The following is a 22,747-nucleotide window of genomic DNA, read 5'->3' as shown; positions in this document are numbered from 1 at the left end:
AGCTGAGATCTGCCGGCTCACAGGGATTCGGGATCGATATGGATCGGCAGCGCGCCCGTGCGCCACACGATCCGCAACCGCAACTCCGACAGCCGCCATCCGGCATCGGTCCGCACCGCGATTCCGTCGAACACTCCCCCGGCCAGGAAGTGCGATTCGAGCGCGGCCGGATCGCTGCTGCCCGCACCCCACAGGTGCATGGCGGTGAGGTTCGCCCGCAGGCGGGCCGTGTCACCCGCGACGTCGATCAGGTAGTCGGAGGTGACATGGTGGGTCGCCCGGAACATGCGCACTGCCGCGGCCTGCTGCTCGGCGATCACCGCCCGTCCCACCCGGACCGCCCCTGTCGGACCGATCCAGCGGCCGTCCTCGGTGAACACCGAGTCGATCAGCGCTCGGTCAACCCGCTGCTCGTCGACAGCGCTGTAGTAGCGAACGACCAAACTACCGATCTGCGCGCGGTCGCCGGTCCCTGGCTCGAAAGTTTCACTCATGCGGGAAGTTTCGCCAGCCTGTCTTGCATCGGGCTTGCACCGGACATGCGTGTTCATCACCGGGGACAAATCGGGTCCGGCCGGTTCTTCGATGCGTGCAGTGACAGTCGCCGATGCGGCGTTCGATACTCGCCACGTCGGTTTCGCCGGGAGGCCGCTCGAGGGAAAGGGCAGCGGTAGATGGATGTTTCCGTCGAGCCGGCGGCACAGGGCGGGCGTGGCGAACCGCTGGTGCTACTGCACGATCTGGGGCTGAGCTGGCATTCGTGGGGACGATGTGTGGAGGGGCTGACACGGGCGTACGCGGTGTGGGCGCCGACCTTGCCCGGGCATTGGGGCGGACCCGCGTTCGAAGGGGCGGCCGCGCCGTCGACCATGACGGACGCCGTGGAGCGGATGCTCGACGATGCCGGGCTGGCGCGAGCGCATCTGGTGGGCAACGGTTTCGGCGCGTGGATCGCGGCGGAGCTGGCGCGGCGCGGCCGCGCCGGTTCGGTCACCTTGGTCGCGCCGCTCGGGTTGTGGCACGACGCGCCGTCGGTGGCGGAGTCGATCACCCACGAGCTGGCCCGGCGGCATGCGGTCAGCCCGTTTCTCGCGCTGGTCCGCAATCCGGTGGCCGGGGCGATGACCCGACGTGCGGCCCTGCGCTCGCTCACCGGCCGGTCGGCGCCGGCGCTCCTCGATCTGTGCCCGACCACCCGGAGCCGCGCCCTGATCACCACCGTGGCCCCCACGCACTGCACGGTGACGCGCGCTATCCTGCGCTCGCCGGAATTCGCCGAGGGGTGGCGGCCCGAGGCCGGGCCATCGCCGGTGACCACGGTCGTCACCGGCGGACAGGATCGGCTGATGCACCGGTCCGCCCGGGAACTGTTCCCCGACCCCCACATACGCGCCTATCACCGGCTCGAGCACGGCCGCGTGCCGATGCTGGACGATCCCGATCCGATCATCCGATACATCGATGCGGGAGCGGCCGCCGCCCCGTGGTTGCCCGGGCCGAGCGGCGGCCCGAAGCGCACCGTCCGGCGAACGGCCCGCTGACCCCGCCGGGCACACCGCTCGTGACTGTGTGCGGGTCAGGCGGGGACTCCAGGGGGATCGGTATAGGTGACGTCCGGAGTGAACATGCGCTGGATTGCCGCGATCCCGTCGTCGGGATCGGTCGGGTTCCAGGTTTCCGATCACTGCGCGACAGGGGTTTTCATCGGATCTCCGGTGGGTGTCGTGTGGCGGCGACGAGCTGGTCGACGAATTCCTCCACCAGCGTGTTGTAGGCGGTCGGCTGTTCCATGTTGGGGAAGTGCCCGGCCTCGTCGATCGTCGTTCTGCGCCCGCGCGGCACCGCTGCGAGCAGGGCGTCCACGGTCGCGGTCAGTTCGGGCGAGTCGAGCGCACCGTCGACGGCGAGTACCGGCACGGTGATCAGCGGTGCGCGCGGCGCCACATCGGCGACCGGTACGCAGTAATCAGGTTCCGTCGCAGCGTGTTTCGCCAAGGTGCGCGCCGCCATTGCGCGGAGGTCGCAGAGCAGGGCACTGTCGAGGGCGGCCGGTTGACGATACGGGCCGACCGCCCACCGCGTGAACGCGTCCAGCCAGGCGTTCAGGTCCTGCCTCGCCAAGGCGTCGGCCTGGGCCTGGATCAGTGCTCGCGACCAGTCCTCGCGGTAGTCCGGTTCGCCGATGCCGCGGCCGCTCACGATCAGACCTGTCACGAGATGGGGGTACTCGAGGGCGAATTCGACGGCGGTCATGGCACCCATCGACACACCGATCGCCACGACCGAGGTCAGGTGCAGGTGCCGCAGCAGAGCGGCGACATCGTCGACCTTGCGGAAAGGCTGTGTCGCATTGGCGGATTCGCCGTGCCCGCGGGCATCGGGTGCGATCACGCGGTATCGGTGGCGCAGCACCGACAGTTGGGGAGCGAACATGCCGGAATCCACGAATCCCGCATGCAGCAGGACCAGCGGCTGCCCCGTTCCGCCCGTATCGCGATAGGCGAGAACACCCTCTGGGCTCTCGAAACGAAGAATCTCATCCCTCATGACAACTAAGGTGTCATAGTGGCCATCATTTGACAACCAAGTTGTCATTAAGGGGAGCTAGTCCCCCGCCGACTCACTCCCGGATTCGTGATCGAACTCCACGCCCGTGAAGGGCTCGCGGAGATGATGGAGGACCTTCAGACAGGTGTCGATATCCGCGGCGGTCAGGTCGCCGCCGACACCGCGCAAGACCGCGAGTTCCCGGGAAGTCACCGCGGTGATCGCCGCTCGCCCCTGGGCGCTCAGCGCGATCAGCACCGAACGCCGATGCTGCGGATTGGGGCGAACTTCGACCAACTCCGCCGCGATCGCATCGTTGACCATGCGCTGCACGAATTGCCGGCTGAGCGCCTGCGCCCGACCCATCTCCGGCACGGTCATCGGCCCGCGCTCCGCCAGGAGTTCGAGCACAGCGCGCACCCCGACCGAGATCCCCACGGGCAGTGAGTCCTGCTCGATCTTGCGATACACCTGCCGGTACAGGATCCCGACCTGCGCGAACACGTCCACCAGCCGTCCCGCGAGGTCATCGGGGGTGAGTTTCTCGTCCACCTCGCCAGTATGACACCTGAGTTGTCATATCGGCGCCGGCGAGGCATGGCGCGGACCTCGTTTCGCGAGGACACTGTGAACGTAGGGTGCCCACTCGTCCAGGAGGATTTGGGATGGCGAATTTCGGTCCTTTCGATATCGATCCGGAGGATTTCGAGCGCGCGTTCCGGGACACCGGAAACGAGCTGCGCGACATGCTCGACCGGGCCGGGGAGTATCTGGGGCGGGTGGATCAGGGCGGCATCGGCGCGCTGACGTCCCTGTTCGGCCAGTTCACGCAGCAACCGCGGCCGACGGCGCCCGAGGGCGCGACCACCGGCGAGACCGGCAGCGGCGTGTGGGCGGCCTACACGATCGACGACGACGGTCAGGCCACGGTCGACCAGGTGTTCCCGAGCGAGCTCGAGGCGTTACGCGCCCATCGCGACAACACCGACAGCAGGCGCCGCGTGCGCTTTCTGCCGTACGGGGTTCCGGTGAGTGTGCTCGATACGCCCTGATCGAGGTTCGGCTACCGACTGAGGGCGTGGGCAGCGAGAATCTGATTCTGCACCCGATGCGGCGACGGCGGTTCCGGTGATCGGTCCGGCCGTCGACGGCATCGCACCCTCTGATCGGAGTGGCGTTGACAGATCTCATCGAGACCGTCGAATCGGTCGAACAACTCACCGTGGCCTGGCGGGCGCTGGTCCTCGATCGTGATCCCGGGGCCGATGTCCGGGATCTCGACGGTGTCGCGGTCCGCTGGGCGGACTGCCGCTTCGCGTTCTGGAATGCGGTGACGCTCACCGAGACCGGTATCGGCACCCAGCTGCTCGACCGGCGGCTGGGCGAGGTCGCGGCCGTCATGCGCGCCAAGCGGCAGCCGGGGTTCCTCTGGCTGTTCGAGGACCTGCTCGACGGCGAAGCACGCGCCGGACTCGCCGCTGCCGCCGACCGCGCGGGGTTGCAGTACGCGTTTCCCGGCACCGGGATGTCGGCGGAGCTCGCGGGGCTCGCCGAGCCCACGCATCCGGATCTGACCTTCGTCCGGGTCGGCACCGAGGAGCATCTGCGCGCCTACGCCGATCTCAATTCCGCCGGCTACGGCTTCCCCCTGGCCGACGGGCGTGACGGGCTGGCGGGTTCGGCACTGTGGACGTCCGGCGTGCACGCCTGGCTCGGGCTGCGGGCGGGCGAACCGGTGACCTGCGCGGCGACCGTGGCCACCCAGGGGCGGCTGTTCGTCGTGCTGGTCGCCACCGCGCCCACTTGGCAGCGCAACGGTTACGGCGAGGCGGTCACCCGCAAGGCGCTCTTCGAAGGGATCCGCGCCACCGGTCTCACCCGCGCCACCCTGCACGCCACCGCCGCGGGCGCGCCCGTCTACCCGCGCATCGGTTTCACCCCGAACTCACCGATCGCCTTCTACCAACTCGCGAACTGACCTTTCCGCTCCGGACCCCGAGGAGACCGGGCCTCGGCCCGCGAGCGTCGACGTGTGCGTCGGCCGTGGTCCGGAGCGGAACGGAGAGGTCAGCGCACGGGGGTGCGGGCCCTACTTCGGCTGACCGTAGGTGATCTTCCGGCGGGCTATCGTCGACGGGTGCCCCGGTCTGAAGAGATCCGATCCGCTCGCAGCAGATCAGATTCCCGATCCATTCTCGTTCGTGCTCGTCCACGGTGCGCACGGCAGCTCCGCGTCGTGGTCCGCTGCGCTCCGGGAGCCGGCCTTGCTCGGACACCGCGGACTGGCGGTCGACCGCCCGGCCACGGCCTCGACGGCCACTTCCCGCTCGCCTATCAAGCGCCCCAAAAACTCGGCGCCTTGACCGCATTGCCCTCGCCGCCCACGTCGATCACTCTGGAAGACAACGCAACTCACGTCATAGAGACGATTCGCCAGGTCCGCGAGTTCGGGCCGGTGGTCTTGGTCGGTACAAGTGGTGGGGGCGCAACGATCTCGGTCGTCGGGCACAGGGTGCCGGAGCTGATTGCCGGAATCGTCTATGTCTCCGGAGGGTGCTGTGTCGAGTTGCCCGGCGTCGCCGCGTATTTGGCGAACTTGGGACATCAACTCAGCGCGCGGCGGCGATTCCCGGGGGAGGTCAGACAGGCGGTGTCGCCGAGGTCCGCTCGGTGAGCAGCTCGGTGAATTCGGTCGCGTATGCGAGCTGACGGCGCAATCTGTCGGCACTGTCAGCGGCCTTGTCGCGGTAGGCCAGCAGCGTCGTTCGCGCCTGATCGCGGCGTGCGGTGCCGGCGGAATCGCCGTCGAGCACGTCGATCGCCTCGAGCAGCTCTTTCATCTCCGCGAGAGTGAAGCCGAGCGGTTTCATCCGGCGGATGACCAGCAACCTGTCGACATCGGCGGCGGTATAGAGCCGGAATCCGCCGGCCGACCGGGCCGAGGGCTGCACGAGCCCGACCTCGTCGTAGTGCCGGATCGTCTTGAGCGACAGGGCGGTACGGTCGGCCACCTGCCCGATCTGCAGGTAGCCGCCGGAATCAGTGGGCACCGGGCAGCAATCCGGACAACCGGCCGTGGCGGGCCTGTGAGGCCGCGTTCAATCCGACGATCCGCGCCGTCTTGCCCTTCGCCGCGTACTTCGTGGTGACGGCGTCGAGGGTGGCCACGGTGGAGGCGTCCCAGATGTGTGCGTCCGACATGTCGATCACGATATTGGCCGGATCACCCACGTAGTCGAACTGGTACACCAGATCGTTGCTCGACGCGAAGAACAATTCGCCGCGGACCTTGTACACGCGGGTGTCGATCGCGCCGTCGTGATCGGTGTCGGCCTCGGAGACCTTGTCCACCTCGGTGAAATGCGCGACGCGGTGCGCGAACGCGACCATCGCGGTCAGCACACCGGCGACCACACCGTAGGCGAGATTGTGGGTGGCTACCGTGACGACGACGGTGACGACCATGACCGTGGTCTCGGCGATGGGCATGCGCCGCAGTGTCTTCGGCGAGACGGAGTGCCAGTCCAGGGTGCCCACCGACACCATGATCATCACCGCGACCAGTGCCGCCATCGGGATGAGCGCGACCAGGTCACCGAGGCCGACCACCAGGATCAGCAGGAACGCGCCGGCGAGGAATGTCGAGATGCGGGTGCGGGCACCGGAGGTCTTCACATTGATCATGGTCTGCCCGATCATCGCGCAGCCACCCATGCCGCCGAAGAAGCCGGTCACCACGTTGGCGACGCCCTGGCCCCACGCTTCGCGGGTCTTGTCGGACCTCGTGTCGGTGATGTCGTCGACCAGCTTGGCGGTCATCAGCGATTCGAGCAGCCCGACCAGTGCCATCGCGAGGGCGTAGGGGGCGATGATACGCAGCGTGTCCAGGGTGAAGGGCACGTCCGGGAGCAGCCAGCCCGGCAGGTTCGACGGCAGCTCGCCCTCGTCACCGACGTCGGGCACATCGAGCGAGAAGGCGAGGGTGACCGCGGTCAGCAGCACGATCGCCACCAGCGGAGCCGGGACGGCCGTCGTCAGCTTGGGCAGGAACACCAGCACCAGGATGCCGGTCACGACCATCGGGTACACCAGCCACGGCACGCCGATCAGGTGCGGGATCTGCGCGCTGAAGACCAGGATCGCCAGGGCGTTGACGAAGCCGACCATGACACTGCGCGGGATGAACCGCATGAGCCGCGCGACCCCGACCACACTGAGCACGATCTGCAGCACCCCGGCCAGGATGACCGTGGCGATCAGATAGTCGAGCCCGTGGTCGGCGACCAGCGGGGCGATAACCAGGGCGACAGCGCCGGTCGCCGCCGAGATCATCGCCCGGCGACCGCCGACGACGGCGATCGTCACCGCCATGGTGAACGACGCGAACAGCCCGACGCTCGGGTCGACGCCGGCGATGATCGAGAACGAGATCGCCTCCGGAATCAACGCCAGCGCGACCACCAGACCGGCCAGCACCTCGGTCCGCAGTCGTTTCGGACTGCGCAGCGCCGCCAGCACCGATCCCTCGTCGACCGGTCGCTGCGTCGTCGACACCATCAAAACCCCATCTCCCAACCCACACGCGAACTCGCCGGAACGGCGACCCGCCCTCCAGCGGCCCGAACTCTACCCTTACGGGAGGGTAAGGTTCCCCCTCGGAAAGCCGCATCGTGTCCCAACTCTCAACCCTGATCCCCGGCCGATCGTTGTCCCGTCGCGTGCCCTGAGCTGGATGATGTTCGGACGCTAGGGGTTGGTGGGGCGGGCGGGCCAGTCTCGGGGGATGGCGAGGATGGCGGCTACGTCGGAGATGGCCGCGGTCAGGGCGTGGACGTCGTCGAATCCCTGGCCGAACGCCTCGGTGCGGTCGCCGATGCGGAACGGGCACAGGCAGGTGTGGGGGCGTTCGGGGTCGCGGCGAGGGCGGCCGAGCAGGACGACCACCGGGCCCGCCGCGGTGTCGACGGTGCGGGCGCCCAGAGGTTGGCCGAATTCGCGGGGTCGCGGTGGGGAACCGCGGTGCGCTGGGAAGCGGGCGGCGGTGGGTTCGCGGGGGCCGGATGCGGAGCCCTGAGCGGCGAACCGGGAGGGTGCGCTGTGCACATCCAGCAGGGCCGCGTACAGCGCGGAGAGCCGGTCGGCTCCGCGCACCCGATGGGTTCGTGCGCCCGCCACACGGTAGGTGCAGTGCCAGAGCTGTGTCGTGGTGTCCTGCCGGGGGTCGGCGATCTCGATGCCGATCTCGCGGTCACCGTCCCGGACGGTACTCGCCACGACTACTTCGCCCAGTTCGCTGTGCACGGTTCCTCCTGATGGATGGTGGGGCGGCCATCGGCCGGCGAACCCGGCCGTCGTGAAGTGCGGACGGAGTTCGCGCAGCGATGACCCCGGGATGGGTCGGGCGCTGATTTCTCCGTCCGGCGATACCCACGGCGGCGCGCGTCGATCATGGTTCGGTCGCGCCCGCCGGGGTACGTCGCCGATATGGAGCGACGGGACCGGATCGCACAGCCGTGGGGGAAGCGGACGCCGTACGGGCCCGGCGAGGAATGGCCGGTGCGGGTCGACAGATATCTCGACGGGGTCGAGCCCGCCGGCGTCGACCGCTGGGTGCAGTCGGCCTCGGTGCTGCATTCCAACGGCGACGCGCTCGACATCGCGGTCGCCGACGGCCGGATCGTCGGGGTGCGCGGCCGCGCGGCCGACCGGGTCAATCGTGGCAGGTTGGACCCGAAGGACCTGTTCGGCTGGCAGGCCAATCATTCCCGGGAACGCCTCGCCTGCCCCCTGATCCGGCGCGGCGGTGCGTTGGTCGAGACCGACTGGGATACCGCCATGCGCCGGATCACCCAGCACACCAAGGCGCTGCTGGCGGCGGAGGGGCCGTCCTCGATCGGGTTCTACACCTCCGGCCAGTTGTTTCTCGAGGAGTACTACACGCTCGGGATCGTCGCGCGGGCGGGCATCGGCACCAACCATGTCGACGGGAACACGCGCCTGTGCACCGCCACCGCGGCCGAGGCGTTGAAGGAGTCCTTCGGCTGTGACGGGCAGCCCGGTTCCTACACCGATGTCGACCACGCCGATGTCATCGCCCTGTTCGGACACAATGTGGCCGAGACCCAGACCGTCCTGTGGGCCCGCATCCTGGACCGGCTCGCGGGCACGGATCCTCCCCTGCTCCTCTGTGTCGATCCGCGACGGACGGCGGTGGCCGAACGGGCCGCGGTGCATCTGGCGCCGCTGCCGGGAACCAATGTCGCGTTGCTGAACGCGCTGCTGCACGAGGTCATCGTCCGTGGCGGCGTCGACCTGGACTATCTCGCGCGGCACACGGTGGGCTACGACGATTTGCGCGCCACGGTGGCCGGGTACGCACCGGATGTCGTCGCACCCCTCTGTGGGGTCGCCGCCGACGACATCCGCGCGGCCGGGGCGATCCTCGCCGGCGCCCAGCGCCTGCTCTCCACCGTGCTGCAGGGCTTCTACCAGTCACATCAGGCCACGGCCGCGGCCGTGCAGGTCAACAATCTGCAGTTGATCCGGGGCATGCTCGGCAGGCCGGGGTGCGGTGTGCTGCAGATGAACGGTGCCGACGGCGCAGAACACCCGCGAGTGCGGTGCCGACGGCGACATCGCCGGTTTCCGCAACTGGGCCAACGACACTCATCTCGCACAGCTGGCCGAACTCTGGAATGTGGAGCGGGAGCGGATAACACACGACAGCGCGCCGACCCATGCCATGCAGATGATCGACAACGCCGAACAGGGCACGTTGCGGATGCTGTGGGTCAGCGCCACCAACCCGGCCGCGTCGCTCCCGGACCTGGGCCGGATCCGCTCGATCCTCGGCCGCGACAGCCTTTTCCTGGTGGTGCAGGACATCTTCCCCACCGAGACCACCGCGCTGGCCGATGTGGTGCTGCCCGCGGCGGCGTGGGGCGAGAAGACCGGATGTTTCACCAATGCCGATCGCACCGTCCATCTCTCGGACACAGCGGTGGAGCCACCGGGTGCGGCCCGGCCCGACCTCGACATCTTCCTGGACTTCGCGCATCGCATGGGCTTCCGCGACAAGGACGGCGCGCCGCTGGTGTCATGGGATGACGCAGAGGGGGCCTTCGAGGCGTGGAAGCGGTGTTCCGCGGGCCGCCCGTGCGACTACACCGGACTCACCTACGCCGCGTTGCGCGGCGGTTCCGGAATCCAATGGCCGTGCACCGCAGAGCATCCCGCGGGCACCGAACGCCTGTACGCCGACGGCCGTTTCTGGAGCGACCCCGACTACTGCGAGTCCTACGGCAAGGACCTGATCACCGGCGAACCGTACGATGCCGCCGCGTACCGCCGCACCGATCCGGCCGGTCGGGCGATGCTGAAATCCGCCCACTATCTGCCCGCGTCCGAGAGGCCCGATACCGAATTCCCGTTCGCGCTGATCACCGGGCGCACCCTGTACCACTTCCACACCCGGACGAAGACAGCCCGGGCGGCACAGCTGGACGCGGCCGCCCCGCAGGTGTGGGTGGAGATGTCCGAGGACGACGCGGACCGTCTGACGATCGGCGAAGGCGACCTGCTCGAAGTCCAGACCAGGCGGGGCGCGGTGCGGGCCCACGCCCGGATCAGCGGTATCCGGCCGGGAGTTCTGTTCCTGCCCTTCCACTACGGCTATTGGGACACCGGCGGCGACCATGACCGGGCCGCGAACGAGCTCACGCGCACCGAATGGGACCCGGCGTCGAAACAACCGCTGTTCAAGACGGCCGCCGCCTGCGTTCGGAAACTGGCGGCGTCGTCCGGTCCGGCACCGGCGCCGACCGTCGGCGCTGCCGCGCCGGTCGGAGGCGGGGTCGCCGAGACGATGGGCGGGCCCGCCGCATCGGTCGAGGAGGATACTGGGGACGACGTCACCCGCCCGGTGTAGCGGCGGTCCAGGGGTAGCCGCCGGTCGACTCTTGGATCATCGGGTCAGCGTTCGACATCGATGCCGCGGGAGGGAATCTCGCTGGGCGCGAAAACCACCTGGTGGAATGAGATTCCGCATATCGGGCACCTGCTGTCGCCGCTGGTGGACCTGCACCGTGCCGAGTCCGCCCGCGGTATGTGGCGGCGTGCCGCCGAGGTAGGCGATGCCTGCGTCCGGGATTCGGCCTTCGGCCACATGCTGCGTGAGACCCTCGACGGCCGGCGGATCATCGAATTATTTAGGGCGAGTAGGGCTCTCGGACAACGCTCGTCAATAGTCGAGGGCGTGTTCCGGCTGGCAGACGTGCAGCGGGGACGGTAGATAGCGGATGACGGCGTCCAGGAACGGGGCGATGTCGTTACGCCCGCCCGCGTCGCACAGGACCGGTGCGGCGTCGCCGATGTGGGTGAGGTGGCGGACGCGGTCGTACATCCGGCTGGGCGGGAGCCGGCGCGGGGCGTCCTGATTCGTCACCGCGGTCACGAGGGCGCGGTAGTGCTGTTCGGCGATCGGCCAGTGGTGGCCGTAGAACTCGGCAGCCATCGGTTCCAGTGCCCACATCGGGACCAGATCGATGACGCCGGTGAACTCGGCGCCGAGGCCGTGCGGAATCTGCACCGTCAGCGGGACCGCGCCGTGGGTGTGCGCGATCGTGCCGACACAGCGGTCGAAGTCGGCGCCGGGGTGCTCGAGCCCGGTCACCAGGCACAGGCGGGCGACCTGATGATCGTCGGCGACGCGCAGGATCGCCTCGAGCCGGGGCGCGCGTGGCACCGCGGCGCTCATGACGACGACCACTCCGTCGGCCAGCCGGATGGCCCGCTCCAGTGTCGCGAGGGGCGCGTGGCTCGACAGCTCGGTGAGGCGGATCGTGTGATCGGCGTGATCCGTCGTCCACGCGAGCGTGACCTCGGCGCCCGCGGTGGTGGCCGCGGCACGGCGGGTCAGGCGGCGGACGAGCCGCGCGGTCTCCTCCGGGTCCCCGATGATCGTGGCATTGCGGATCGACTGCGGTTCACAGAGTTCGGTGTCCATCGCGTTGTGGTACTCCAGCTCGACTCGAGAATGTCGGCGCATCCTCAATCCGGTCCCACCGTACCCGCGCCTCGCCGCCGGGGAAGCGGAATCCGGCCCCAAAATAGAACGTGTTCCTATACCGTCGGGCAGGTGCAGAAAGAACAACGCCCTGCCGTGGACGACTGGTTCACCGCGGACGACGGCGCGGTGCGTCTGAAGGGAAGTCGCTGTACTGCCTGCGGCACGCCGTACTTCCCCCGGAACACCCTGGCCTGCCGGAACCCGCAGTGCACCGGCCCCAAGGACGGCTCCGAACTCGCCGAATACCTGTTCTCCACCCGCGGCCGGATCTGGTCGTACGCCGATGCCAGGTACAAACCGCCACCGCCCTACGTCTCGCCCGAGCCGTTCGTGCCGTACATCGTCGCGGCCGTGGAACTCGAGGTGGAGCAGATGGTGGTTCTGGGCCAGGTGGTCCGGGGGCTGACGGTGGACGACCTCGCGGTCGGCATGCCGGTCGAGCTGACCCTCGGCGTGCTGTACGAGGACGAGGACACCGAGCACACCGTGTGGATGTGGAGGCCGGTCGATGACCGAGAGCAGTAATCGCGATATCGCCGTCCTCGGCGCGGGCATGCACCCGTGGGGCAAGTGGGGCCGCAACTTCGTCGAATACGGGCTGGTCGCGGCCCGCGCGGCGCTGGCCGACGCCGGGATCGACCACCGCGACGTCGGCTACATCGCCGGCGCCGACACCATCCGCAACGGCTACCCCGGTTTCGTCACGGGCGCCACCTTCGCCCAGGCGCTCGGCTGGACCGGCGCGCGGATCTCGAGCAGCTACGCCGCCTGTGCCTCGGGCGCCCAGGCCATCGCCAACGCGCGCGCCCAGATCCTGGCCGGACTGTGCGACGTGGCGCTGGTGGTCGGCGCGGACACCACCCCGAAGGGCTTCTTCCAGCCGGTCGGTGGCGAACGCCGCGACGACCCGGACTGGCTGCGCTTCCACCTGCTCGGCGCGACCAACCCGATCTACTTCGCGCTGTACGCCCGCAGGCGGATGGCGTTGCACGGTGCCACGCTCGACGACTTCGCCGCGGTCAAGGTGAAGAACTCCCGGCACGGCCTGAACAACCCGTATGCGCGCTATCGCAAGGAGGTGGCGGCCGAGGAGGTCGCCGCGTCGGCGATCGTGTCGGACCCGCTGCGGCTGCTCGACATCTGCGCCACCAGCGACGGCGGCGCCGCCGTGGTGCTGACCTCGATGGAGTACGCGCGCAAGCACGGCATCGCCGATCCGGTCCGCATCCGGGCGCTGTCGACGGTGACGCCGACCTTCCCGAAAACGGTGCTCGACCTGCCGGATTTCGCGACCGACTCCGCCGTGGCCGTCCCGGCACCGGCGCGCGAGTTCCGTTCCGCCGTGGCGCACGCCGCCTACGAGGAAGCCGGGCTCGGTCCGTCGGAGATGTCCTTCGCCGAGGTCTACGACCTGTCGACCGCGCTCGAGCTGGACTGGTACGAGGACATCGGGCTGTGCGAGGTGGGCGGCGCGGAGAAGCTGTTGCGCAGCGGCGCGACCACCCTGGGTGGCAGCGTGCCGGTGAACCCCAGCGGTGGGCTGGCCTGTTTCGGTGAGGCGATCCCGGCGCAGGCGATCGCCCAGGTCTGCGAGCTGACCTGGCAGTTGCGCGGGGAGGCCGACGGCCGTCAGGTCGAGAACGCGAGCGCGGGCATCGCGGTGAACCAGGGCCTGTTCGGCCACGGTTCGGCCATCATCGCCACCCGCTGATCCGGACACGATGGCCGCCGGGACCGGGTCCCGGTGGCCATCACGCCCGCGTGCGCCCCGCACCGGGCCGGAGTACCACGTCGTCAACGGCCGCGGCGTAGGTCGATCCAGAGTCCCGTCCGAGCATTCGCGGATGGCCGCCACTGGGAGGGAAGTCCGAATGGCAGGTAGTCTCGTATCAGATTGGGATGCAGCGTGTTCGACGATCGAACACGGTCGACTGCGCTCAGTGCTGATCGCCTTGGCCGCCGTGTTGTGCTTGACCGGCACCAGCATGGCGGTCGGCCATGCGGAGCCGCTGCCCACCCCGCAGCACGACCCGTTCTACACCCCGCCCCTGGGCTGGGATTCGCAGGCACCGGGCACAATTCTGAACTCGCGCCCAGTCGAGGTGGCCTCGCTGACGCCGCAGACACAGGACGCCGACGCATGGCAGTTGCTGTATCGCACAACCGATACCGGCGGCATGCCCATGGCTACCGTGACGACGGTGCTGCGCCCACGAACCGGACAGGTCAAGGGTTTGATCAGTTATCAGCCTGCCACCGACGCCTCGGCCCCGCAGTGCGCACCCTCGTTCGTGCTCCGGCAGGGCGCGCCGGACAAGTACGATTCCTCGCTGGATCTCATTCAGATCGAGCAGATGCTGTCGTCCGGTCATGCCATTTCGGTACCCGATTGGGAAGGGCCGAAGGGAACGCTGTTCACGCCGCGGCAGCCGGGTTATGCCGTGCTCGACGGCATGCGCGCCGCCCAGGACTTCACGCCGCTCGGACTGTCGGGTACCGATACTCCAGTCGCGGCGATGGGCTACTCCGGTGGGTCCTTCGGGACCAGCTGGGTCGCGCAGATGCAACCGACCTACGCCCCCGAACTGCGGCTGGTCGGTATCGCCATGGGTGGTTGGACCGTTCCCATCGGACCCTACGCGGCCACGCTTGACGGCGGCCCCTTCTCCGGCTTCCTGCCGTCGCTGCTACCTGGCATGCTGCGCTCCGATCCGGTGCTGGCGGCGGCATTCGACAAATATCTGACACCTGCCGGACACGCGCTGATGGCCGCGGGCGACAGCAAATGCGTGACACAGAACGTCGCTCAGCATGCGTTCCTACACATGGACGATTACCTGACGATCCCCTTTTCGCAACTGCTCGAAGAGGTGCGGCCGTCGTTCGACGCGCTGAACTTCAACCCCGTGACTTCGACTGTGCCGCTGTTCCTCTACAACGCCGTGCACGACGAGATCGTCACGATCGCCGGGCCCGACCAGGCGGTGGCGCAGTGGTGCGCGGAGGGTGCGCCGATCACCTACACGCGGGACCAGTTGAGCGAGCACGTCAGCCTCGCGATCACCGCGACGTCCGCGGTTCTGCGCTGGATCGATGAGCGTCTGTCGGGGCAGCCCGCGCCGCAAGGTTGCTCGACGCGCACGGTGCCGACCTTGTAGTTCGTCGGCTCCGACAGCCGCCGAATCTCGAATTACCTTCGGGCTGAACGCAACCCTGGCCAGGCCGAAACGTCTCCGATGTCATCGACGACATGACTACGCAGATACAGATCGCCGGCGAGCAGATCCCGTACGAGCGCCGGGCATGAGCGCCGACGCGCCGCGAATCAGCTCGCTGGCCTTCCTCACCCCGGGCAACTACCTCGACGACGATCCCTACACCGGCCTCGAGGACACCCTGCAACTGTTCGAGTACGGGGAACGGCTCGGCTTCGACGGCGCGTGGGTCCGGCAGCGCCACCTCGAACACGGGGTGGGTTCGGCGGCGGTCTTCCTGGCCGCGGCCGCCCAGCGCACGAGCCGGGTGGAGCTGGGCGCCGCGGTGATCCCGATCGGCTACGAGAGCCCGTTCCGGCTGGCCGAGGACCTCTCGCTGGCCGACGTGCTCTCGCGCGGCCGCCTGCAACCGGGATTCAGCGCGGGCACCCCGCCGCACGCCGACCTGATCGGCGATCTTGTCTTCGACGGCGACTGGCGCACCTTCGACCTGTCCTACGGCCGGGTCTCCCGGCTGCTCGAGAATCTGCGCGGCGGGTATCTGGGCGAGGCCGACACCGTCATCCACTCGCCCGGCAACACCCAGCGCCCCCGCCTCCAGCCGCACAGCCCGGGCCTGGCCGACCGCGTCTGGTACGGCGGCGGCAGCCCCAGGTCGGTGCACTGGGCCGCGGAGGCCGGGCTGAACCTGCTCACCGGCAATATCGTCTTCGGTGACCGCAGCGACGACTTCGCCACCGCCCAGCTGAGCCTGATCGACGACTACCGCGCGCGGATCGATCCGGCGCGGCCCGCGCGCCTCGCGGTCGGCCGGGTGATCGTCCCGTTCGACAGCGCCGACCGCACGACCCGCGAACGCTACCGGTCCTATGCCGCGAGCCGCCACGCCCGCACTCTCGTCCCCCAGGGCGAGCGCCGGATTCTCTACGCCCCGGATGTCGTCGGCACCGCCGAGGAGATCCTGGACCGGCTGCGGGCGGACCCGGTGCTGGCCCGGACCGGCGAACTCCGCCTGGAACTCCCGTACGAGTTCCACCGCGCGGATTACGAGCAGATCCTGCACGACACGGTGGAACTGATCGCACCCGAGCTGGGCTGGAAACCGGCGCCCACCGGGTGAGGCCGGTTGCGCTCGCGGTGAGTTCAATTCTGGTCGGCGCGGCGGGCGGATGGTTTCGTGGGGAAACGAGATCGTCCCGCTCCGAACGAAAGGCCACCGTATGTCCGTCGATGACGCAGCCGTCCCCACCGGCGGTGCGCGCGTGGTCCAGCTGGGAGCGCACATCGGCGCGCGCGTCGACGGGGTGCGCCTCGGCGGCGAGCTGGACGCGCACACCGTGGCCACGATCCGGGCCGCGCTGCACGAGCACAAGGTGATCTTCTTCCGGGGCCAGCACCACCTCACCGAGGACGGGCAGTACGAGTTCGCGCGGCTGCTCGGCACCCCGACCACCCCGCACCCCACCGTCACCTCGGCCGGCGCCAAGACCCTGGCCATCGACTCGCACCAGACCCGCTCGAATGTCTGGCACACCGACGTCACCTTCGTCGACCGGGTCCCCAGCGCCTCGATCCTGCGCGCGGTGGCGCTGCCCAGCTACGGCGGTTCCACCACCTGGGCCTCCACCGTCGCCGCCTACGACGCACTGCCCGAACCGTTGCGGCGACTGGCCGAGACCCTGCGCGCGCGACACAGCAATCGCTACGACTACGCCGCCGACATCGAGGACCGCCCGGACGACAACGACCGCGCCTACCGCCGCGAATTCGAGTCCACCTACTTCGAGACCGAGCATCCCGTCGTGGAGGTCCATCCCGAGACCGGCGAGCGCGCGCTGCTGCTCGGCTGCTTCGTGAAGGAGATCGTCGGGCTGTCCAGTGCCGAATCGCAGGCGCTGTTCCGGATCTTCCAGGACCGGGTGACCCGGCTCGAACACACCACACGCTGGAACTGGTCGCTCGGCGACGTCGCCATCTGGGACAACCGCGCGACCCAGCACTACGCCGTCGACGACTACGACGGCGCCGAACACCGCAGGCTCACCCGCATCACGCTGGCGGGCGCTGTCCCCGTCGGGGTCGACGGCTCGACCAGCACGGTGATCGCCGGCGACGCCACGCCGTACGCGAGCGCTCCGCTGACGCGCGCGGCCTAGGCCGTGACCACCACCGCAACGCCTGCGACGCCGCGGGTCCCCGGCCGGACGCGCCGCATCGATTACCCTTCGGCGACACGTACGACCGGTGATCACGCGCTGACAGGTCCGGCCAGGTCCGGCCCGACGATGGGATTCCCGTGAACTTGTGGAGCTATGTCCAGGGGCGGGGCGAGACGCTGGCGTTCCTGACGTATCAGCATGCGTCGCTGGCCTTTCAGACCGTGCTGGTCGGCACGGTCGTCGCCGTGCTCGTCGCGGTGGCGGTCTATCGGCTGCCGCTGGCCTCGGCGCTCACGCTCACCTCGAGCCGGGTCGCGCTGACGATTCCCTCGCTGGCGCTGCTGGCGCTGCTGCTGGTGCCGTTCGGGCTCGGCGTGGTGCCCTCGTTCATCATGCTGGCGTTCTTCGCCGCCCTGCCGGTGATCGGCAACGCCATCGTCGGACTGCGCTCGGTGCCGGCCTCGGTGGTCGAGTCGGCGCGCGGAATCGGCCTGTCGCGGTGGCGGATCCTGCTGACCGTCGAATTCCCGATCGCGTGGCCGGTGATCCTCACCGGCATCCGGGTCTCGACCCAGATGATCGTCGGCGTCGCGGCCATCGTGGCCTATGTCCTCGGCCCCGGCCTCGGCTCGCTCATCTTCAACGGCCTGTCCCGCCTCGGCGGAGCCAACGCACTCGAAATGGCGCTCACCGGCACCATTCTCATCGTCGTCATCGCGTTGGTGTTCGACGCCCTCCTCGTCCTGCTCGGACGTCTCACCATCGCCAAAGGACTGACATGACCGAGGTGACCAGCCAGCCGGCGCCCGACGCGCCGGAGCGCACCGTGACCGGCGCGTCCATCACGCTCGACGGTGTCGTCAAGCGGTACAAGGGCCAGGACGAGCCCGCCGTGCGGCGGCTCGACCTCGAGATCGAGGCCGGTGACATCGTCGCGTTCGTCGGCCCGTCGGGCTGCGGCAAGACCACCACGCTCAAGATGATCAACCGGCTGATCGAGCCGACCGAGGGCCGGATCTTCATCGGCGGCCGCGACGTCACCCGGGAGGACCCGGACAAGCTGCGCCAGTCGATCGGCTACGTCATCCAGTCGGGTGGGCTGTTCCCGCACTGGACGGTCGCCAAGAACATCGGCGCGATTCCGCGGGTACTCGGCTGGGACAAGCGGCGCATCGCCGAGCGCACCGAGTATCTGCTCGACCTGGTGGGGCTGGACCCGGCCACCTTCGCCGACCGGCTGCCCAAGGACATGTCCGGCGGCCAGCAGCAGCGCGTCGGCGTGGCCAGGGCGCTGGCCGCCGACCCGCCGGTGCTGCTGATGGACGAGCCGTTCGGCGCGGTGGACCCGATCACCCGGGTTCGCCTGCAGGACAGCCTGATCGCGATCCAGCACGAACTCGGCAAGACCATCGTGATCGTCACCCACGACTTCGAGGAGGCCACCAAGCTCGGCGACAAGGTGCTGATCCTGTCCGAGGGCGGGCACATCGAGCAGTACGCGCGGCCGGAGGAGATCCTCACCGACCCGGCGACGCCGTTCGTGGAGGAATTCGTCGGATCCGGGGCGAAACTGGCCTATCTCACGGTCTCGCGGGTGCGCGATGTGGAGGTCGACCCGGTCACCACCGCGCGGATCGGGGAGTCCGCGCAGACGGTGATCGGCCGGGCGAAGGCCGCCGGGCACACCTGGGTGGTGGTCGTCGACGAGGCCGGGCGCCCGCGTTCGTGGCCGTCGCTGACCGAGGTGGCGAGCAAACCGGAGGTCTCCGACTACCTGGACCGCAGGCTGCCCGTGGTCGCGCAATCCTCCACGCTCAACGACGCTCTCGACGCCATGCTGGCCGCCAGCCAGGGCGCCACCCTGGTCACCGACGGTCGCGGTGCGGTCGTCGGGTCGCTGAGCATCGGGTCGGTGACCGACGTGATCCAGACCAAGCTGGCCGAGGGGCACGCCGCCGACGCCGAACCGTCCTACGAGACCTACGTCGACGGCTCCGACCCCACGCCGACCCCGGTGGTGGCCGCCGAGGGGCCCGCGACGGCCGATCCGTCATGAACCGGCTGCGGCGCGCGCCCATCGACGTATGGTTCGAACCGATCATCATCGTGGTGATCGGGGTGGGCTATGTCCTCTGGTATCGGTCGACCACGTTCACCGCGACCGAGCAGGCCTCGCTCGGCTGGGACAACCTGCGGACCACCATTCTCGAGCACATCCGGCTGACCGTGGTCGCCACCGCGATCGTGGTGCTGGTGGCGATTCCGCTCGGCATCGCGCTGACCCGGCCCGCGCTGAAACGGTTCGAGCCGATCGCGGTCAACATCGCCAATATCGGGCAGGCCGCGCCCGCGGTGGGTCTGCTCGTGCTGTTCACGTTCTGGCTGGGCACCGGATTCCGGACGGCCGTCGTGGGCCTGGTCGTGTACGCGATCCTGCCGATCCTGCAGAACACCATCATCGGGTTGCGCCAGGTGGATCAGCGCACGATCGAGGCGGCCCGCGGCATCGGTTTCTCGGCGGCGCGCACGCTCGTGCAGGTGGAGTTGCCGCTGGCGGTGCCGGTGATCCTCAACGGCGTCCGCACGGCGCTGGTCATCCTGGTCGGCACCGCGACGCTGAGCACCTTCATCGGCGCGACCAGCCTGGGCACCCTGATCACCACCGGGGTCACGCTGTTCCTGCCCAAGCTGCTCGTGTCCGGCGCCATTCTGGTCGGGCTGCTGGCGTTGATCATCGATTGGCTCGGCCGGCTCGTCGAACTGGCCGCGACCCCCCGAGGTGTCTCATGAGCCGGACCCGGTCGATCCCCCTGCTGGCCCTGCTCGCCGCGCTGGTCGCCGGGTGCGGGCTGGTGAGTTCGTCGGGGACCTTCCACGACGCGACCCTGCCCGGCGGTGACCGTCCGCTCGACGGCGCCACGCTGGTCGTGACGTCCAAGAGCTTCACCGAGGGCGTGCTGCTGGGCAAGATCACCGCCACCTACCTGGCCGCGGCGGGCGCGTCGGTGACCGACCTGACCGGGGCACCCGGCTCGGCCTCCTCACGGCAGGCCCAGCTCAACGGGGACGCGGACGTGCTGTGGGAGTACACCGGCACCGGCTGGGTGAACTATCACAACCAGACCGAGACGATCACCGACCCGCAGGAACTGTGGCAGCGCGTGCACGACATCGAGAAGCGCGACCACGACCTGGAGTGGTTGCCGCCGGCCAACTTCAACGACACCTACGCCTTCGCCGCCGCGGGCCCGACCGCGCAACGGCTGGGCGTGACCTCGCTGTCGGACGTCGCCGCCCTGCCGGTGCCGGAGCGGACCTTCTGCGTCGATGACGAATTCTTCAGCCGCTCCGACGGATTCCTGCCGATGCTGCAGAAATACGGTATCCCCTACAACGATCCGAACGGGGTGCCCGCGGGCAATGTCACCCGGATGGACGCCGGTGTCGTCTACACCGCGACCGCCGACAGCGCACCGTGCCACTTCGGCATGGTCTACACCACCGACGGCCGGGTGAAGAACCTGAACCTGACCGTGCTCGACGACGACCAGAAGTTCTTCCTGCCCTACAGCGGCGCCGCCGTCGTGCGCGGCGTGGTCATCGAGAACCATCCCGAACTGCGCGCCCTGCTCGGCACCATCTCCGAACGCCTCACCGACGACCTGATGCAGGAACTCAACGGGCGCGTGGACATCGACGGCGAGGATCCGGCGGATGTGGCCTACGACTGGTTGAAGGGCGAGGGCTTGATCGAGTAGCCGCCGCTCCGGCTGCCGAGTGCCGACGCCTCGTCGCCGGCGCACAGCTCCGACAGTGGTGAGCCCGTGCCGGCGAGCACGCCGTAGTCGCGCGGCAGGGCGCGCGCGGCCAGGACATCTATCCCGGTCAGAAGGCGGATTCGTCGAGATCCATGATGTCGGCGTCGAGATTCTGGAGTACAGCGCGGGTGGCGCTCAGCTGCGGCAGCACCGTGCGGGCGAAGAATCCGGCCACGGCGAGTTTGCCGCGATAGAACGCCGCGTCGCGCCCGGCGGCACCGGCGGCCAGCGCCGCGTCGGCGACGACGGCCTGCGCCAGTAGCCGCCAGCCGATCAGCAGATCGCCCACGGCCAGCAGGAAGCGCACCGAACCGAGGCCCACCTTGTACAGCTCCCGCGGATCGTTCCGTGCCGCCATCAGGTAGCCGGTCAGCGATGCCGCCATGCCCTGGACATCGGCCAGTGCGGTGGCCAGCGACTCGAGATCCGACTTCACCGCCTCGCACCCGCCGTCGATGGTGATCGTGATCCGGTCGGCCAGATGGGCCAGCGCCACACCCTGTCCGCGAATGATCTTGCGGAAGAAGAAGTCCAGGGATTGGATGGCGGTGGTGCCCTCGTACAGCGAGTCGATCTTGGCGTCGCGGATGTACTGCTCGATCGGATAGTCCTGGAGGAAACCCGAGCCGCCCAGCGTCTGCAGCGATTCGGTCAGCAATTCGTAGGCCCGTTCGGAGCCCACCCCTTTCACGACCGGCAGCAGCAGATCCTGGACCTGGTGCGCCAGCTCCGGGCCCGCGCCGGACACCGTCTGCGCGACGATCTCGTCCTGGTGTGCCGCCGTGTAGAGATAGACGGCGCGCAAGCCCTCGGCGTAGGCCTTCTGCCGCATCAGGCTGCGCCGCACATCGGGGTGGGCGATGATCGGCACCCGCGGTGCGGACTTGTCCTGCATTTCGGTCATGTCGGCGCCCTGCACCCGCTGTTTGGCGTAGGCCAGCGCGTTGAGGTAGCCGGTGGACAGGGTGCCCGCCGATTTCACGCCGACGGTCATGCGCGCGTTCTCGATCACCTTGAACATCTGCGCGATGCCGTCGTGCACGTCACCCACCAGGTAGCCCACCGCCGGGATGCCGTGGCCACCGAAGGTGACCTCGCAGGTCGGCGAGGATTTCAAGCCCATCTTGTGTTCGACGCCGGTCACGAAGACACCGTTGCGGGCGCGCAGTTCGAGGGTGTCGGGATCGAACAGGTGGTTCGGGACATAGAACAGGCTCAGGCCCTTGGTGCCGGGGCCGGCTCCCTCGGGGCGGGCCAGCACGAGGTGGAAGATGTTCTCGGCCGTGTCGCCGACGTCGCCGCCGGAGATGAACCGCTTGACGCCCTCGATGTGCCAGGTGCCGTCGGGCTGCTCGATCGCCCTGGTGCGTCCGGCGCCCACGTCGGAGCCGGCGTCCGGTTCGGTCAGCACCATCGTCGCCGACCAGCCCCGGTCGATTCCGCCTGCGGCCCAGCGCTTCTGCTGTTCGGTGCCCACCGCGTAGAGCACGTTCGCCATGGCCGGGCCCAGGCTGTAGTAGAAGGCCGCCGACGGGTCGGCACAGTGCAGGATCTCGTTGATCGCCCAGGTGAGCGGGGCGGGCGCGGTGTGGCCGCCCGCGCCTTCGGCCAGTCCCAGCCGCCACCACTGCGCGTCCTTGGCCACCCGCACGGTCGCCGCCAGCGCCTCGGGCACCTCGATGCGGTGTTCGCCGGGCAGGAAGGCCGGCGGGTTGCGGTCGGCGGCGGCGAACGACTCGGCCAGCGGGCCTTCGGCCAGGGCGGCGGCCTCGCTCAGCATCACCCGCGCCGTCTCGGCGTCCAGGTCGCCGAATGCGCGGGAATTCAGGACGGAATCCACTCCCAGGACTTCGAACAAGTTGAATTCGATATCGCGCACATTCGCGATGTAGTGACCCATTGCCGCCTCCGTATCCGAGCAGATGACGAATTACGGAGGAA

21 protein-coding genes and 2 pseudogenes are annotated in these 22,747 nt (G+C 69.0%); 15 read left to right on the top strand and 8 right to left on the bottom strand.

What is annotated here, in order from left to right; all coding sequences use genetic code 11:
* Positions 1-17 precede the first annotated feature (17 nt).
* Positions 18-494, bottom strand: a complete 477-nt coding sequence (locus EL493_RS16835; RefSeq protein ID WP_019050554.1) for a nuclear transport factor 2 family protein — start codon at positions 492-494, stop codon at positions 18-20.
* Between the two features lie 180 nt (positions 495-674).
* Between EL493_RS16835 and EL493_RS16830 the strand changes: the two genes are divergently transcribed.
* The gene (locus EL493_RS16830) at positions 675-1,541 is read left to right on the top strand and encodes an alpha/beta fold hydrolase (RefSeq protein ID WP_022565674.1); all 867 of its coding nucleotides are present in this window, start codon (positions 675-677) and stop codon (positions 1,539-1,541) included.
* A gap of 160 nt (positions 1,542-1,701) precedes the next feature.
* Here the strand turns inward: EL493_RS16830 and EL493_RS16825 are convergent, their stop codons facing one another.
* Both EL493_RS16825 and EL493_RS16820 read right to left on the bottom strand, forming a co-directional pair.
* The gene (locus EL493_RS16825) at positions 1,702-2,595 is read right to left on the bottom strand and encodes an alpha/beta fold hydrolase (RefSeq protein WP_197724350.1); all 894 of its coding nucleotides are present in this window, start codon (positions 2,593-2,595) and stop codon (positions 1,702-1,704) included.
* Positions 2,596-2,604: 9 nt separating this feature from the next.
* Complete coding sequence (locus tag EL493_RS16820; protein ID WP_019050551.1) at positions 2,605-3,099, bottom strand: MarR family winged helix-turn-helix transcriptional regulator; 495 nt, start codon at positions 3,097-3,099, stop codon at positions 2,605-2,607.
* A 113-nt stretch (positions 3,100-3,212) separates the two neighbouring features.
* On the opposite strand from EL493_RS16820, the gene EL493_RS16815 reads away from it, so the two are divergent.
* The gene (locus tag EL493_RS16815; RefSeq protein ID WP_019050550.1) at positions 3,213-3,599 is read left to right on the top strand and encodes a hypothetical protein; all 387 of its coding nucleotides are present in this window, start codon (positions 3,213-3,215) and stop codon (positions 3,597-3,599) included.
* A 119-nt stretch (positions 3,600-3,718) separates the two neighbouring features.
* Positions 3,719-4,525, top strand: a complete 807-nt coding sequence (locus tag EL493_RS16810; RefSeq protein WP_019050549.1) for a GNAT family N-acetyltransferase — start codon at positions 3,719-3,721, stop codon at positions 4,523-4,525.
* Between the two features lie 661 nt (positions 4,526-5,186).
* On the opposite strand, the gene EL493_RS16805 is transcribed toward EL493_RS16810, so the two are convergent.
* From EL493_RS16805 to EL493_RS16795, 3 genes are all read right to left on the bottom strand, one after another.
* A complete protein-coding gene (locus EL493_RS16805; protein WP_019050548.1) occupies positions 5,187-5,597 on the bottom strand; it encodes a MerR family transcriptional regulator in 411 nt (136 codons plus the stop codon).
* Positions 5,587-7,104, bottom strand: coding sequence for a SulP family inorganic anion transporter (locus tag EL493_RS16800; RefSeq protein WP_019050547.1), 1,518 nt, complete (start codon positions 7,102-7,104; stop codon positions 5,587-5,589). Before EL493_RS16800 ends, EL493_RS16805 begins: the two co-directional genes overlap by 11 nt.
* 189 nt (positions 7,105-7,293) lie before the next feature.
* Positions 7,294-7,848, bottom strand: coding sequence for a DUF6968 family protein (locus tag EL493_RS16795; RefSeq protein WP_019050546.1), 555 nt, complete (start codon positions 7,846-7,848; stop codon positions 7,294-7,296).
* 147 nt (positions 7,849-7,995) lie between these two features.
* On the opposite strand from EL493_RS16795, the pseudogene EL493_RS33585 reads away from it, so the two are divergent.
* The 3 genes and pseudogenes from EL493_RS33585 to EL493_RS33575 all read left to right on the top strand — a co-directional run.
* Positions 7,996-9,141: pseudogene (locus EL493_RS33585) on the top strand (molybdopterin-dependent oxidoreductase); the annotation flags it as partial.
* A 148-nt stretch (positions 9,142-9,289) separates the two neighbouring features.
* Positions 9,290-9,541: pseudogene (locus tag EL493_RS33580) on the top strand (molybdopterin-dependent oxidoreductase); the annotation flags it as partial.
* A gap of 6 nt (positions 9,542-9,547) precedes the next feature.
* A complete protein-coding gene (locus EL493_RS33575) occupies positions 9,548-10,474 on the top strand; it encodes a molybdopterin oxidoreductase family protein (protein ID WP_267904613.1) in 927 nt (308 codons plus the stop codon).
* A gap of 312 nt (positions 10,475-10,786) precedes the next feature.
* Here EL493_RS33575 and EL493_RS16785 read toward each other — a convergent pair whose 3' ends face one another.
* Complete coding sequence (locus tag EL493_RS16785; RefSeq protein ID WP_019050544.1) at positions 10,787-11,551, bottom strand: translation factor GTPase family protein; 765 nt, start codon at positions 11,549-11,551, stop codon at positions 10,787-10,789.
* A gap of 132 nt (positions 11,552-11,683) precedes the next feature.
* On the opposite strand from EL493_RS16785, the gene EL493_RS16780 reads away from it, so the two are divergent.
* The 9 genes from EL493_RS16780 to EL493_RS16740 all read left to right on the top strand — a co-directional run bounded on the left by EL493_RS16780 (position 11,684) and on the right by EL493_RS16740 (position 20,746).
* On the top strand, positions 11,684-12,139 hold the full coding sequence (locus tag EL493_RS16780; RefSeq protein WP_198041073.1) for a Zn-ribbon domain-containing OB-fold protein: 456 nt from the start codon (positions 11,684-11,686) through the stop codon (positions 12,137-12,139).
* Complete coding sequence (locus EL493_RS16775; protein ID WP_019050542.1) at positions 12,123-13,325, top strand: lipid-transfer protein; 1,203 nt, start codon at positions 12,123-12,125, stop codon at positions 13,323-13,325. The genes EL493_RS16780 and EL493_RS16775 overlap by 17 nt, the downstream gene beginning before the upstream one ends.
* 229 nt (positions 13,326-13,554) lie before the next feature.
* Complete coding sequence (locus tag EL493_RS16770) at positions 13,555-14,772, top strand: lipase family protein (RefSeq protein WP_019050541.1); 1,218 nt, start codon at positions 13,555-13,557, stop codon at positions 14,770-14,772.
* A gap of 145 nt (positions 14,773-14,917) precedes the next feature.
* Positions 14,918-15,949 (top strand): LLM class flavin-dependent oxidoreductase, encoded by a 1,032-nt coding sequence (locus tag EL493_RS16765; protein ID WP_019050540.1) that lies wholly within the window; start codon positions 14,918-14,920, stop codon positions 15,947-15,949.
* Positions 15,950-16,049: 100 nt separating this feature from the next.
* A complete protein-coding gene (locus EL493_RS16760; protein WP_019050539.1) occupies positions 16,050-16,985 on the top strand; it encodes a TauD/TfdA dioxygenase family protein in 936 nt (311 codons plus the stop codon).
* 140 nt (positions 16,986-17,125) lie between these two features.
* Positions 17,126-17,770 (top strand): ABC transporter permease, encoded by a 645-nt coding sequence (locus EL493_RS16755; protein ID WP_019050538.1) that lies wholly within the window; start codon positions 17,126-17,128, stop codon positions 17,768-17,770.
* Positions 17,767-19,044, top strand: a complete 1,278-nt coding sequence (locus EL493_RS16750; RefSeq protein WP_019050537.1) for an ABC transporter ATP-binding protein — start codon at positions 17,767-17,769, stop codon at positions 19,042-19,044. Before EL493_RS16755 ends, EL493_RS16750 begins: the two co-directional genes overlap by 4 nt.
* On the top strand, positions 19,041-19,778 hold the full coding sequence (locus EL493_RS16745; protein WP_019050536.1) for an ABC transporter permease: 738 nt from the start codon (positions 19,041-19,043) through the stop codon (positions 19,776-19,778). The genes EL493_RS16750 and EL493_RS16745 overlap by 4 nt, the downstream gene beginning before the upstream one ends.
* Positions 19,775-20,746 carry a glycine betaine ABC transporter substrate-binding protein gene (locus tag EL493_RS16740; RefSeq protein WP_019050535.1) on the top strand — a complete coding sequence of 324 codons (972 nt, stop codon included), beginning with the start codon at positions 19,775-19,777 and terminating at the stop codon, positions 20,744-20,746. The genes EL493_RS16745 and EL493_RS16740 overlap by 4 nt, the downstream gene beginning before the upstream one ends.
* Before the next feature lie 127 nt (positions 20,747-20,873).
* Here the strand turns inward: EL493_RS16740 and EL493_RS16735 are convergent, their stop codons facing one another.
* On the bottom strand, positions 20,874-22,706 hold the full coding sequence (locus tag EL493_RS16735; RefSeq protein WP_019050534.1) for an acyl-CoA dehydrogenase: 1,833 nt from the start codon (positions 22,704-22,706) through the stop codon (positions 20,874-20,876).
* Positions 22,707-22,747 lie beyond the last annotated feature (41 nt).

This window comes from Nocardia asteroides, assembly GCF_900637185.1.
In the GTDB taxonomy this organism is placed as follows: domain Bacteria; phylum Actinomycetota; class Actinomycetes; order Mycobacteriales; family Mycobacteriaceae; genus Nocardia; species Nocardia asteroides.
This window is presented reverse-complemented; position numbering and strand designations above follow the sequence as displayed.

Coding starts and splice junctions, on each gene's coding strand:
- EL493_RS16735 (WP_019050534.1), bottom strand. CDS start 22,706: ATGGGTCACTACATCGCGAATGTGCGCGATATCGAATTCAACTTGTTC.
- EL493_RS16750 (WP_019050537.1), top strand. CDS start 17,767: ATGACCGAGGTGACCAGCCAGCCGGCGCCCGACGCGCCGGAGCGCACC.
- EL493_RS16760 (WP_019050539.1), top strand. CDS start 16,050: ATGTCCGTCGATGACGCAGCCGTCCCCACCGGCGGTGCGCGCGTGGTC.
- EL493_RS16785 (WP_019050544.1), bottom strand. CDS start 11,551: ATGGACACCGAACTCTGTGAACCGCAGTCGATCCGCAATGCCACGATC.
- EL493_RS16815 (WP_019050550.1), top strand. CDS start 3,213: ATGGCGAATTTCGGTCCTTTCGATATCGATCCGGAGGATTTCGAGCGC.
- EL493_RS16745 (WP_019050536.1), top strand. CDS start 19,041: ATGAACCGGCTGCGGCGCGCGCCCATCGACGTATGGTTCGAACCGATC.
- EL493_RS16765 (WP_019050540.1), top strand. CDS start 14,918: ATGAGCGCCGACGCGCCGCGAATCAGCTCGCTGGCCTTCCTCACCCCG.
- EL493_RS16800 (WP_019050547.1), bottom strand. CDS start 7,104: ATGGTGTCGACGACGCAGCGACCGGTCGACGAGGGATCGGTGCTGGCG.
- EL493_RS16775 (WP_019050542.1), top strand. CDS start 12,123: ATGACCGAGAGCAGTAATCGCGATATCGCCGTCCTCGGCGCGGGCATG.
- EL493_RS16835 (WP_019050554.1), bottom strand. CDS start 494: ATGAGTGAAACTTTCGAGCCAGGGACCGGCGACCGCGCGCAGATCGGT.
- EL493_RS16740 (WP_019050535.1), top strand. CDS start 19,775: ATGAGCCGGACCCGGTCGATCCCCCTGCTGGCCCTGCTCGCCGCGCTG.
- EL493_RS16830 (WP_022565674.1), top strand. CDS start 675: ATGGATGTTTCCGTCGAGCCGGCGGCACAGGGCGGGCGTGGCGAACCG.
- EL493_RS16825 (WP_197724350.1), bottom strand. CDS start 2,595: ATGACAACTTGGTTGTCAAATGATGGCCACTATGACACCTTAGTTGTC.